The organism is Priestia sp. SIMBA_032 (genome assembly GCF_046535215.1).
In the GTDB taxonomy this organism is placed as follows: Bacteria; Bacillota; Bacilli; order Bacillales; family Bacillaceae_H; genus Priestia; species Priestia aryabhattai.
The window spans coordinates 1-258 of sequence record NZ_JAWRXD010001017.1 but is presented as its reverse complement, the minus strand read 5'-3'; the positions used below and the strand labels follow the sequence as shown (position 1 = coordinate 258).

Sequence of the window (258 nt, the reverse complement as noted above, 5' to 3'; positions counted from 1 at the left end):
GACTCGTTTTTCCCTGCGGGTGCTGGGGGGCGCCGGCACGCCTTCGGCCTGCAACAACTCCGAGTACCAGGCGAAGCTGAAGCGCGTGGTGCGTGACTATGTCGCCGCCCACGGCTTCCGGGAACTTGCCAAGCGCTATGCCCACAACCTGGCCAATGGTCGTTTCCTGTGGCGCAACCGGGTCGGTGCGGAGGCGGTGGAAGTCCAGGTACGCCATATGGAGCAGGGCGAGGTGGCCAAGGCCTGGACCTTCGATGC

1 protein-coding gene is annotated in these 258 nt (G+C 65.5%); it reads left to right on the top strand.

The window, feature by feature from the left end:
- A partial coding sequence (locus SB717_RS37420) for a type I-F CRISPR-associated protein Cas7f/Csy3 (protein WP_410908184.1) occupies positions 1–258 on the top strand: 258 nt, incomplete at both ends.